The organism is Streptomyces sp. NPDC001787, from assembly GCF_040297465.1.
In the GTDB taxonomy this organism is placed as follows: domain Bacteria; phylum Actinomycetota; class Actinomycetes; order Streptomycetales; family Streptomycetaceae; genus Streptomyces.
This window is the reverse complement of the sequence record NZ_JBEOZE010000006.1, coordinates 180,876-193,242: the sequence shown is the minus strand read 5'-3', so window position 1 is coordinate 193,242 and position 12,367 is coordinate 180,876. Positions and strand designations below refer to the sequence as shown.

At 72.0% G+C, this 12,367-nt stretch carries 6 protein-coding genes; 3 read left to right on the top strand and 3 right to left on the bottom strand.

Annotated features, from left to right (window positions below; translation table 11 throughout):
* The first annotated feature begins 122 nt into the window (after nucleotides 1-122).
* Nucleotides 123-3,233 carry an alpha-mannosidase gene (locus tag ABT170_RS11135; RefSeq protein ID WP_351866016.1) on the top strand — a complete coding sequence of 1,037 codons (3,111 nt, stop codon included), beginning with the start codon at nucleotides 123-125 and terminating at the stop codon, nucleotides 3,231-3,233.
* Nucleotides 3,234-3,339: 106 nt separating this feature from the next.
* Here ABT170_RS11135 and ABT170_RS11130 read toward each other — a convergent pair whose 3' ends face one another.
* The 3 genes from ABT170_RS11130 to ABT170_RS11120 all read right to left on the bottom strand — a co-directional run bounded on the left by ABT170_RS11130 (nucleotide 3,340) and on the right by ABT170_RS11120 (nucleotide 10,503).
* Nucleotides 3,340-5,082: a pyruvate dehydrogenase gene (locus ABT170_RS11130; protein ID WP_329942633.1), complete on the bottom strand. Its 1,743-nt coding sequence runs from the start codon at nucleotides 5,080-5,082 to the stop codon at nucleotides 3,340-3,342.
* 112 nt (nucleotides 5,083-5,194) lie between these two features.
* Nucleotides 5,195-6,553 (bottom strand): protein phosphatase 2C domain-containing protein, encoded by a 1,359-nt coding sequence (locus ABT170_RS11125; protein ID WP_351866013.1) that lies wholly within the window; start codon nucleotides 6,551-6,553, stop codon nucleotides 5,195-5,197.
* 188 nt (nucleotides 6,554-6,741) lie between these two features.
* Complete coding sequence (locus tag ABT170_RS11120; protein ID WP_351866010.1) at nucleotides 6,742-10,503, bottom strand: S8 family serine peptidase; 3,762 nt, start codon at nucleotides 10,501-10,503, stop codon at nucleotides 6,742-6,744.
* Between the two features lie 210 nt (nucleotides 10,504-10,713).
* Between ABT170_RS11120 and ABT170_RS11115 the strand changes: the two genes are divergently transcribed.
* Entirely contained in the window at nucleotides 10,714-11,703 is a 990-nt protein-coding gene (locus tag ABT170_RS11115) for a helix-turn-helix domain-containing protein (protein ID WP_329942630.1), read from the top strand.
* 105 nt (nucleotides 11,704-11,808) lie between these two features.
* Nucleotides 11,809-12,291, top strand: coding sequence for a DUF456 domain-containing protein (locus tag ABT170_RS11110; protein ID WP_351866007.1), 483 nt, complete (start codon nucleotides 11,809-11,811; stop codon nucleotides 12,289-12,291).
* The last annotated feature ends 76 nt before the right edge of the window (nucleotides 12,292-12,367 follow it).

Here is a 12,367-nt window from a genome sequence, read left to right as displayed (position 1 = left end):
TGCTCAGAGGGTGCCAAGAGAGCGTGCGACAGGGAGATTTCGGCGGTTGCCGGGCTATCGGAAGTCCTCACCGGGCATGCCCTCGCGTGACGTTCCACGCGCACAGATTCCGGAGGCACCCGATGCATGACGACCGCTCCCTGGTGGAGGGCCGCCTCGAACGAGCGCTCCACCAGTTCATCCGCCCCGCCCAGTACGCGGCCCGTACCCCGCTGGCGCTGTCCGTCTGGCATGCCCCGGGCGAACCCGTGCCCGTGGGCGAGGCCCTCCGAGGCACGTACGAGCCCTTCGCCACCGGTACGGAGTGGGGCAAACCCTGGTCCACCAGCTGGTTCCGGCTCGAAGGGACGGTGCCCGGCGCATGGGCCGGGCGCCGGGTGGAAGTGGTCGTCGATCCCGGGTTCTCCGGCCAGGGGCCGGGGTTCCAGGCGGAGGGCATGCTGTACGACACCTCCGGCGTCCCGCTCAAGGGCATCCACCCGCGCAACCGCCACCTCACCGTCGCCGAAGCTGCGGCGGGCGGTGAACCGGTCGCGCTGCTCCTGGAGGCGGCGGCCAATCCCACCGTGCTGGAGCACGGCTTCGAACCGACCCCGCTGGGCGACGTCCTGACGGCCGGGGACAGCCCTCTCCACCGGTTCGCCTCGGCGGACCTCGCCGTGCTCGACGAGGAGGTCTGGCATCTCGTCCTGGACATCGAGGTGCTGTCCGAGCTGACGCGGGAACTGCCCGCGGACCGTTCCAGGCATCATGAGATCCTGCGCGCGCTGGAACGCATGCTCGACGCGCTCGACCTGCACGATGTCGCGGGCACGGCGGCGGCGGGCCGGGAGGAACTGGCGGAGGCGCTGTCCCGCCCCGCGTCGCCGAGCGCACACCGTCTCTCGGCCACCGGGCACGCGCACATCGACTCGGCCTGGCTGTGGCCGCTGCGCGAGACGGTGCGCAAGGCGTCCCGGACCTTCGCCAATGTCACCGCGCTCGCCCGGGACTATCCGGAGCTGGTCTTCGCCTGTTCGCAGGCGCAGCAGTACGCCTGGGTCAAGGAGCACCAGCCGCACATCTGGGAGCGGATCAAGCAGGCGGTCGCGGACGGACAATGGGCGCCGGTCGGTTCGATGTGGGTGGAGTCCGACGCCAACATGCCGGGCGGTGAGGCGCTGGCCCGCCAACTCGTGCACGGGAAGCGGTTCTTCCAGGAGGAGCTGGGCGTGGAGACGGAGGAGATCTGGTTGCCGGACTCCTTCGGTTACACGGCCGCGTTCCCGCAGCTGGCCCGGCTGGCTGGGGTGCGGTGGTTCCTCACCCAGAAACTCTCGTGGAACCAGCACAACAAGATGCCGCACCACACCTTCTGGTGGGAGGGCATCGACGGGACCCGGGTGTTCACCCACTTCCCGCCGGTCGACACCTACAACGCCCAGTTCCACGCGAGCGAACTCGCCCACGCCGAACGGAACTTCGCCGAGAAGGGGCGGGCCACCCGCTCCCTGGTGCCGTTCGGCTGGGGCGACGGCGGGGGCGGACCGACCCGCGAGATGCTGGAGAAGGCGCGCAGGCTCCGGGACCTGGAGGGATCACCCCGTGTCTCGATCGAGAAGCCGTCGGCGTTCTTCGCGGCTGCCGAGGAGGAGTACGGGGCGCAGGCGCCCGTCTGGTCGGGCGAGCTGTATCTGGAGCTGCACCGGGCCACGTACACCACTCAGGCCAAGACCAAGCAGGGCAACCGGCGCAGTGAACACCTGCTTCGCGAGGCCGAGTTGTGGGCGACGGCGGCTGCGCTGCGGTCCGGCCACCGCTACCCGTACGAAGCGCTGGACCGGGTGTGGAAGACGGTGCTGCTGCACCAGTTCCATGACATCCTGCCCGGCTCCTCGATCGCCTGGGTGCACCGCGAGGCCCGTGACACCTATGAGGAGGTGCGCGCGGAGCTGGCGGACCTGGTCGCCGAAGCGGTGGCCTCGCTCGGTGCCCCGGCGGGGCTGGTGGCGCTCAACTCCTCGCCGTACGCACGCGACCAGGTGATCGAACTGGACGCCGAGGCGGCCGGGGTGCTGCCTTCCGGAGCCCGGGTGCAGGAGCTGGGCGAGGGGCGTGTGGCCGTGTCGGTCCGTGCGCCGGGGCTGGGCGCCGGGCCGCTGGACGGCTCGGCCGTTCCGGGCGAGCCGGTCACGGCGGCCGGGTCTCCGGACGAGGGAACCGTGCTCGACAACGGGCTGCTGCGGGTCACCGTCGACCGGGACGGACTGGTCTCCTCGGTACGCGATCTGGCCGCGGGGCGGGAGGTGCTGGCCCCGGGGCTGCGGGCCAATCTCCTTCAGCTGCACCCGGACCACCCCAATCACTGGGACGCCTGGGACATCGACCGGCACTACCGTCGTACCCGCACCGATCTGACCGGGGCCGACTCCGTGGCCCTGGTCGAGGAGGGGCCGCTGCGGGCGGCCGTACGGGTGGTGCGTTCGTTCGGGAAGTCCACGGTCGTGCAGGAGCTGCGCCTCTCGGCCGGGAGCCGGCAGCTCGACATCGAGACGGAGGTGGACTGGCGGGAGTCCGAGAAGGTCCTCAAAGCGGCCTTCCCGCTGGACGTCCACGCCGAACGGTCCACGGCCGAGATCCAGTTCGGCCATGTCCACCGGGCGACGCACGACAACACGGGGTGGGACGCGGCCCGCTTCGAGATCTGCGCCCACCGCTGGCTGCGGGTCGCCGAGCCGGGCTACGGCGTCGCGCTGCTCAACGACTCGACGTACGGCCACGAGGTGACCCGGACCCCGCACGGGTCGGGGCTCGGCACGACGGTACGGCTCACGCTGCTGCGCGCCCCGCACAGCCCGGACCCGCACACCGACCTCGGCATCCACCGGTTCCGTTACGCGCTCGCCCCGGGCGCCGAGGTCACCGATGCCGTACGGGAGGGGCTCGCGCTCAATCTGCCGCTCCGGGCGGCGGTGGCACCGGCCGTGCCGTCCCTCGTGGACACCGGACATCCGGCGGTGACGGTGGAGTCGGTGAAGCTGGCCGAGGACCGCGGCGGCGATGTGATCGTACGGCTCTACGAGTCGGCGGGGGGACGGGCCGAGACCCGGCTCACGGTCGGGTTCCCCGTCGTCCGGGCCCACATCACCGATCTGCTGGAGCGACCGCTGCGCCCGGCGGACACCGACGGGGACGGACTCGTGCTGGCCCTGCGGCCGTTCCAGATCCTCACGGTGCGGCTGACCCCGGCGTAACGGCAGCCGGCGGCGCCACCCGCCCGGCCGCCTCCCGCCCCGCCCGGCCCTCGCGCTCCTCGCGCCCCGCCCCTCGCCCCATTCACCCCGGCGCGACCCGGAGGTATCAGGGGCGGGGGACGTTGCGCAGGTTGGAGCGGGCCATCTGCAGCATCCGGCCCACTCCCCCGTCGAGCACGATCTTGCCGGCGGACAGCGCGAAGCCGGTCACCATGTCCGCGCTGATCCTGGGCGGGATGGAGAGGGCGTTGGGGTCGGTGACCACATCGACGAGTGCGGGACCCTTGTGCTTGAAGGCGTCCTTGAGGGCGCCCTCCAGGTGCTTGGGCTTCTCCACCCGTACCCCGTACGCCCCGGCGGCGCGGGCGACGGCGGCGAAGTCCGGGTTCTTGTTGGTCGTGCCGAACGACGGCAGGCCCGCCACCAGCATCTCCAGTTCCACCATGCCCAGGGAGGAGTTGTTGAACAGCACCACCTTCACCGGCAGGTCGTACTGGACCAGGGTGAGGAAGTCACCCATGAGCATGGTGAATCCACCGTCACCGGACATCGACACGACCTGCCGGTTCCGGTCGACGAACTGGGCGCCGATGGCCTGCGGCAACGCGTTGGCCATCGAGCCGTGGCTGAACGAACCGATCACCCGGCGCTTGCCGTTGGGCGAGAGATAGCGGGCCGCCCATACGTTGCACATCCCGGTGTCCACGGTGAACACCGCGTCGTCGTCGGCGAGTTCGTCCAGCACCGAGGCGACGTACTCCGGGTGGATCGGCACGTGCTTGTCGACCTTGCGGGTGTACGCCTTGACCACGCCCTCCAGCGCGTCGGCGTGCTTCTTCAGCATCCGGTCGAGGAATTTGCGGTCGGTCTTGGGCTTCACGCGCGGTGTCAGACAGCGCAGCGTCTCGCGTACGTCGCCCCAGACGGCGAGATCGAGCTTGGAGCGCCGCCCCAGGTGCTCGGGACGCACATCGACCTGGACGATCTTCACATCGTCCGGGAGGAAGGCGTTGTACGGGAAGTCGGTACCCAGCAGGATGAGCAGATCGCACTCATTGGTCGCCTCGTAGGCGGCGCCGTAGCCGAGCAGTCCGCTCATCCCGACGTCGTACGGGTTGTCGTACTGGATCCACTCCTTGCCGCGCAGCGCGTGACCGACCGGGGCCTTCACCCGCTCCGCGAACTCCATCACCTCGGCATGCGCGCCCGCGGTGCCGCTGCCGCAGAACAGCGTCACCCGTTTGGCCTCGTCGACCATCCGGCAGAGCTTGTCGATCTCCTCGTCCCCGGGCCGCACCGAGGGCCGCGAGGTGACGAGGGCGTGCTCGATCGACTTCTCCGGCGCGGGCCGCGATGCGATGTCACCCGGCATCGAGACGACGCTGACGCCGCCGCGTCCGATCGCGTGCTGAATGGCCGTCTGGAGCAGTCGGGGCATCTGCTGCGGGTGGGAGATCATCTCGTTGTAGTGGCTGCACTCCTGGAAGAGCAGCTCCGGATGGGTCTCCTGGAAGTAGCCGAGCCCGATCTCGCTGGAGGGAATGTGCGAGGCGAGGGCGAGCACCGGGGCCATGGAGCGGTGGGCGTCGTAGAGCCCGTTGATGAGGTGCAGATTGCCGGGGCCGCACGAGCCGGCACAGGCGGCCAGGCTGCCGGTGATCTGGGCCTCGGCACCGGCGGCGAACGCCGCGGTCTCCTCGTGCCGGACCTGGATCCAGTCGATGGCCGCGTTACGCCGGATGGCGTCGACCACCGGGTTCAGACTGTCGCCGACCACCCCGTACAGGCGCTTGACCCCTGCCCTGACGAGGATGTCGACGAACTGCTCCGACACGTTCTGCTTGGCCATGGGTGCGCACCCTCTCTGCCGTGTGCTCCGTGCACGCTCGGCTTACCGGACTCCGGAGAACGGAACACCGACCGGGCGGTCTCCGGAGTCCATCAACCCACGGCGGGCGGGGTTACGCCTCCCAGACGGCCGCGCTCGTCCGGTCGTCGGCGTACCCCTCCACCCTGAGCTGGGTGTCCGCGAGGAAGGCGGGCAGTCCCGGTGGGCCGGGGCGGGCCCAGCGCCCGGCGAGCTCCGCGGCGAGCGCCGGCTCCCCGCGCATCGGCTCGGCGAGCCCGTTGCCGCACAGCAGGAGTGTGTCCCCGGGGCGGGCCACGGACGCCCGGAACCGGAAGGGCTCGGTGTCCGGGGCGTCCTCGGCCCGCTCTCGGCCGTCCGGGGGGAGCGCGATCCTCGGCTCCAGGTCGTGCCAGGCGCCGTCCCGGAGCCGGAAGAGCCCGCCGCTCCCGACGCCGAAGAAGACCCGGGTGCGGCACTCGGGGTCGGCGGGCAGCAGCAGACAGCGCAGCCCCGCGGTGTACTCCTTCGGTTCGAGGCCCAGTTCCGCGGCGCGGGCGCGGAGCTTTCCGTAGGTGCGGTCGATGAGCCGGTGGAGCCCCGACTTCAGATCGCCCCGGCGCCCGGCCCGTATGTCCTCGGCGAGCCGGGCGTGACTGCGGCCGACGGCCCCGCCGATCCAGCGGCACGCCTCGGCCGCCGCGTGCCGCGTCCCGTCGGCGGTACGTGCGCCGCCGGCGATCGCGACGAGGACCAGGGCGCTCTCGCCGGACCCGAAGCGGGCGGTGAGCAGGGCATCCCGCCGGGGTTCGCCCCGCAGGCGTGCCGCTTCGCCCCGGACGGAGGCGGTGCGCAGGGTGTACGTGCCGTACCGGGCGCCGTCGAGCACGGTGTCGGGGACGAGCGCGTCCAGGTTGTGCGGCGTGGCGGCGGGCAGGGCCGCGGGGTCGGAGTCGTCGGTGGGCGGCCGGTCGCCGAGGTGCCCTACGACCGGGCGGGGCGCGGGGACGACGGCGGGTGCGGGGGCCGCGGCGGGTGGGGCCGCGACGGGTGGGGCCGCGACGGGTGGGGCCGCGGCCGGTAAGCCGGCCGCGACGGGGGCGGGGGCGGGCGCCGGCGGGTGTCCGGCGGCATCGGGCCCGGCGGCCCGGCGGGGCAGCGGCGGAGGGGGCGTAGACGGTGTGAACGGAGGTGGTGAGGGCGGCGGTGGCGGGGGTGGGACCGGCTCGGCGAAGGTCCGCGGCTCCGGCGGTCCGGACGGCGGCTCCCAGGGGGCGCGGAACGCCATGGTCCGAAGGGGCGCCGGGGGTGCCGGGGGCGGGGCCTCTGGAGCCACCGCGTCCGACACGGAGTCGAAGCGGTCGTCGAGGCTGTCGGCCGCGCCGCTCGGACCGGTGTCCGGCGCGGCCTCGTCGTACAGCTTGCGCCACCAGTCGTCCTCATGGGCGGCGGGTGTCTCCCCCTGCTGACTCATGCCCTTATTGTCGACCGCGAGGCACCCGCGAAAACGGGGCATCCGGAAAACGTGGCGCGTAAAAGAGGTCCGCCGGGCGGCCCCACCCCCCACGGGAAGGACGCCCGGCGGACCGGTCGGTGTGTCCGGCAGTACGCCGGCCGGTACGTCCAGGTGCTACGTCCAGCCGCTTCGTCCCGCCGTGGTGATCAGCGCACCACGTACGCGTCGTTCACGGTCTGGACGACCGTGTTGCCGTTGGCGTCCGTCAGTTCGGTCCTCAGGGTGACCGGCTTGCCCGACGCGCCCTTGTGGTTCACGGTCGCGGACCACCGGCCCGCCTGCTGGCCGGTGACGGCCTCGGACCAGGTCCTGCCGCCGTCGTACGAGAAGGAGACCTTGGCACCGGTGAGCCTGCCGGGCGTGTAGCCGGCGTGGCCGGTGACCGTGAGGCCGATGCGCTGGCCGTCCGTGGCAGGCAGCGTCTTCATCCCGTCCGACGGGACGTCGTAGCGCGGGAAGAGCAGCGGGATGCCCTGGGAGTAGACATCGGCCTTCCGCTCGGAACGGAACTTCCAGGTGGTCTCCGTCGCCGTCGAGCGCTTCCACACCGCGGCCGGATGGCCGATCTTCGTGGTCGACATGGTGAGTTCGTACGCGCGGTCCTCGGCCGGGACGGTGAACGTGCCGAACGGGTACCCGCTGCTGCCGATGACTTCTCCGCCGCTGGTCAGCCTCATGCCGCCGATGTCACCGAACGAGCCCTGCTCTCCCACGTGTTCGGTGTCGGAGACGAACCCGGGGGCGACCCCGATCACATTGTCCTGCCGCTCGGCTGCGAGGACTTCCCTTCCTGCCGCGTCGCGCGGGGTGCCCGGCGTCAGCAGACCCCGGTACCACTCCTCGGTGCGCTTGTCGCCCGCCCGGTAGGTCCGTGTCCGGTCGGTCATGAACTCGCCCCAGGGGAAGCTGGAGGCGAGCATCTTCCGCCAGGTGCTGTCGCCCGCCGAGTAGTACTCGGTGCGCTTGCCCGGTGTGGCGAGCGTGTCGAATCCGGCGACGGAGTAGGTGCCGCCGTACGGCCGGGTGACCATCAGCGTGTCCACGAAGTCGGCGGCCACACCCATGGAGTCGTGCGTCGCGGTGACCGAACCGAGCTTCTTGTCACGGACCTTGTAGGTACGGTCCGAGGTGATCTGCCCCGTCTCGGGGAAGGCCAGGTTGTAGACGAACGGGCTGACCGCCGTCGCCTTCCAGGACACCTCGGCCGGGCCCTCGCCGAGCGCGGCGATGAGGACGGCGGCCTCGTCGGCCCTGAGACCGAGGACCGGCAGCGGAGCGGAACCGTAGCCGGTGCTCGGCTTCCAGTCGCCCGCGGCGGAGCGGTGCACGAGGAGAGCCTTGGCGCCCGCGGCCTCGGCGGCACGCGCCTGGGCGGTGACGCCGGCCGCGGCGACCTTCACGAGGGCGATCCGGCCCTTGGCCCCGGCGGCCGCCAGCTCGGCGGCGGTGCCGGTGCCCGCGTCGACGACCTCGGCGCTGCCGGTGCCGTCCAGGTTGACGGAGCCCGTTCCCGCGGGTCGCGGATGCAGGGCCGGTCCTCCGACGAGGGAGAACTTCTCGATCTGCGGCGCGTAGGCGCGCCAGAAGCTGTCGAACTCGAATTCGCCGTCACGGGGCTTGCCCTGGACATCGACCAGGTAGTTCTTGACGAGCCCGGTGCCCGAGAGGGAGCCGGAGTGCAACCAGGTGTCGTCCCACGAGCGTCCGAACGCGAGCGTGGTGGTGCGGGTCTCGGTCGCCCGGTCCTCGGTCTTCACGGTGAGCTTGTGCGCCTTGCGGGCGTCCAGCACCACGGTGGTGTCCTCGGTGACGTTCAGCTGCGGCCTGGCGAGGTAGCCGACGGACTCGACGAGCTGCCCCGTGGCGTCCTTCGGGTCGGGCGAGGCGATGAAGCTGGAGACGAAGTACGCTCCGGGGCGCAGCTGGTACGTCTGGTCGGCCGCGCCCTCGTTGAAGCGGCGTTCGCCGGATGACGTGTCGGTGCCGATGACGTCGAGCGAGGACACGCCGTCCGCGGGCTTGCCGGTGCGGTCGATGAGCTTGACGCGCAGGGTGACGGTCTCCGGGGCCACGTACAGGGAGAACGGGGTGGCGACCTCGACCCCGTCGGCGGTGGCCAGGACGCGTCCGGTGACATCGCCGTACTGGCTGCTGTCCAGACGTGCGTCCGGGGCGAGTTCCAGGGGGACGCGGACGGTGGCGCCGGCCGGTACGGTGACGGACTTCCGGCCGAGTCCGGCGATGCCGGAGCGGACGGCCGAGCCGTCGTTGCCGGTGACGCCCGCGACCTTCAGCGACAGCTTGACCGGCTTCTTGCCGAGGTTGGTGTAGGGCACGTCGACGGAGGTGCGGTCGCTCTTGTCCTGCGGCCAGTTGAACGTGCCGCCCTGGACGGCCGGGGAGCCGAGCACGGACGTGTCGATGGCCCGCGCGACATCGAGGCGGCCCGCGCCGGTCTCGCGTACATCACCGGGGACGGCGCTCTTCGCGGAGGAGACCAGGGCCGCCTTGACCTGCTGGGCGGTCCAGTCGGGGTGACGCTGCTTCACGATCGCGGCGGCGCCCGCGACATGCGGGGTGGCCATCGACGTACCGGACATCGACCGGTACGCGTACGGGCCCCGTCCGCCCGCCGCGGCGGCCGAGATACCGACGCCGGGGGCGGAGATCTCGGGCTTGAGGGTGTGCGAGACGATCGCCGGGCCGAGGCTGGAGAAGTTCGCGGTGGAGTCGTCGCGGTCGACGGCGCCGACGGTCAGCACGCTGGGGGCGCAGCCGGGCGAGGAGACGGTGTTCAGCGACGGACCGATGTTGCCGGCCGCGACCACGAACAGGGTGTCCTTGCTCTTTCCCAGTTCCTCGGCGGCGAGGCTCATCGGATCGGTGCAGTCGGTGGGGGTCGCGCTGCCGAGGCTCATCGAGACGACGTCGGCCTTGTTGTCGACGGCCCACTGCATGCCGGCGATGATCCAGGACGCGGCGCCGGAGCCGCTGTCGTTGAGGACCTTGCCGACGAGGAGGCCGGTGCCGGGCGCGACGCCCTTCTTCTTCCCGTCGCTCGCCGCGCCGGAGCCGCCGACCGTGGACAGCGTGTGGGTGCCGTGGCCCTGGCGGTCATCGGTGGAGTCGGAGTCGGTGAAGTTCTCCGAGGCGGTGATGCGGCCCTTGAGGTCCGGGTGTTCGGCGTCGGCGCCGGTGTCGAGCACGGCGACCTTGGTGCCCTTGCCGTCGTAGCCCGCGGCCCAGGCGAGGTCGGCGCCGACCTGCTTGGTCGATGTGTCGAGACTGGCTTCGACCTTGCGGTCCAGCCAGAGCTTCTCCAGCCCGGCGGCGGAGCGCGACCGGGGTGCGGTGATGTCGGCCCAGAAGGCGGCGGTCCGCTTCTTGTCGGCCTTGAGCGCGACTCCGTCGATGGCATCGAGGGCCATGCCGCGCTCGGCTCCGCGCGGGGTGGGCCGGGCGCCGCGTGCGGTGTCCTGGCCGTAGGTGGCGATGAGCGGCACGGTCGTGGAGTGCGCGTCGTCGTAGCCCTGGCGGATCAGTCCGGTGACGTTGAAGAGTTCCTCGTCCACCGTGCCCGCGGCGAGCGCCCCGACTGCCGTGTCCGGGTAGACATACAGGTCCTTGCCGGACTGCCGGGTCTGGACGAGGGGGACGGTGCCGTCCTCGCGGGGCAGCGCGGTGGCGGACGAGGCCCCCGAACTGTCGGTGCTCACCAGCACCTTGTCGCCGGTGACGAGGGTCACGGTGACCGCCCCGCCGTCCTTCGCGGCGCCGGCCGCGCTGCCGGTCAGCGGCTTCTTGGCGGTCGCGTCGTCCGGTGGTGCCGCCACGGACGGGGCGATCGCGGTGACGGCCAGGACCGCGGCGGTGGCCGCCCCCAGTGCCGTACGCGATATCGGGCGCATGGTTCTCCCCTGGTCAATCCGGAATGAAGTAGCACAAGGCGCAACATTCCAGAGGTTGTTGGTGCTGCGGTGGCGCCACATTGGCAGAGGGGCCACCGGTACGGGGATGATGTGAGCGGCGGGTTTACGCCGTGGCCTCTTCCCGCCACGGCCGGTCGGCCGGAGCAGGCGCGGCGATGCGCGATCACGACGCCCGGGGAGGGCCGGAGAATGCTGGGTGCGATAGGCCTCGACGAGATCCAGGAAGCGGCCTACCGCGCGCTCGTCGCGACGGGGGCCGCCGAACTCTCCGATCTCGCGCACCGGCTGGCGCTTCCCGAGGCGGACACCGAACGGGCGCTGCGCCGGCTGGAGCAGCAGGGGCTGGCTGCCCAGTCCTCGGCGAGGCCGGGACGCTGGGTGGCGGCGCCTCCGGCGGTGGCGCTGGGTGCGCTGCTGATCCAGCAGCGCCACGAGCTGGAGCAGGCGGAGCTGGCGTCGGCGCTGCTGGCCGAGGAGTACCGCGCGGAGGCGAGCGAGCCCGCGGTGCACGATCTGGTGGAGGTGGTGACCGGGGCGAGCGCGGTCGCGCACCGTTTCCATCAGTTGCAGCTGGGGGCGACCTCGGAGGTCTGCGCCCTGGTCACCGGGAATCCGATCGCGGTGAGCGGTATGGACAACGAGTCCGAGGAGCGGGCGGCGACGCGCGGGGTGTCCTTCCGGGTGGTCGTGGAGCGCGAGGTGCTGTCGATGCCCTCCGGGATCATGGAGCTGTCGGCCGCACTGAGCCGTGACGAGCAGTGCCGGGTGGTGGACCGGGTGCCGACGAAGCTGGTCGTCGCGGACGGCGGGCTGGCGATGGTGCCGCTGACCGGGCGAGGGGCGGAGCCTGCCGCCCTGGTCGTTCACGCCAGCGGGCTTCTGGAGTCGCTGATGGGGCTCTTCGAGGCGGTGTGGCGGGAGGCGATGCCGCTGCGGCTGGGCGAGTCCGGCTGGGTGCGGGAGGACGAGACCGGGCCCGATCCGACGGATCTGGAGATCCTGTCGCTGCTGCTGGCGGGGCTGACGGACGCGAGCGTGGCGAAGCAGCTGGAGCTGGGGCTGAGGACCGTTCAGCGCCGGGTGAAGGGACTGATGGAGCTGACCGGGGTGTCGACCCGGCTCCAGCTGGGCTGGCACGCGTACGAACGGGGCTGGGTGTCACGCACCCCGCGCGTCTGAGCCGGCCGGCGGGACGGGGCGTACGCGGGCGGGTACGGGAGTACGCGCAGGTGGCCGGGGCTGTGCTGACGGGCGGGAGCCGCCGGTCTCCGGCAGGCTGGTGGGATGAGTGTGTGGCAGCTCGTCGCCGTCGGCCTGGTCATGCTGCTCGGGCTGGTCGGCGTGCTGGTGCCGGGCGTGCCGGGACAGGCGATCGTGTGGGCGGCGGTGCTGTGGTGGGCGCTGGCGGACACGACTCCGGTCGCCTGGAGCGTACTGATCGGCGCAACGGCCGTACTGCTGCTGAACCAGGCCCTGAGACCTCTGCTGCCACCGAGGCGCCCCGGCGAGTCGGGAACGCCCCGCAAGACGTTGATGATCGGCGGGGTGACCGCGATCGTGGGGTTCTTCGTGCTGCCGGTGGTGGGTGGGATCCTCGGGTACGTCGGTGCGATCTACGGCGCCGAGCGGCTGCGGCTCGGCAGCCGGGGCGCGGGCTGGACGTCGGTCCGCTCGGTGATGCGGGCGACCGGTTTCTCGGTACTGGTGGAGCTGTTCGCCTGCCTGCTGGTCGCGGGGGCGTGGCTGGGCGCGGTGCTCTGGGGCTGAGCCCCGGGGAGCGCGCCCTGGTCGAGAAGTCCCGCGCTGGGGCCTGCCGGCCTGATCCGGCGGACGGGTCAGTACG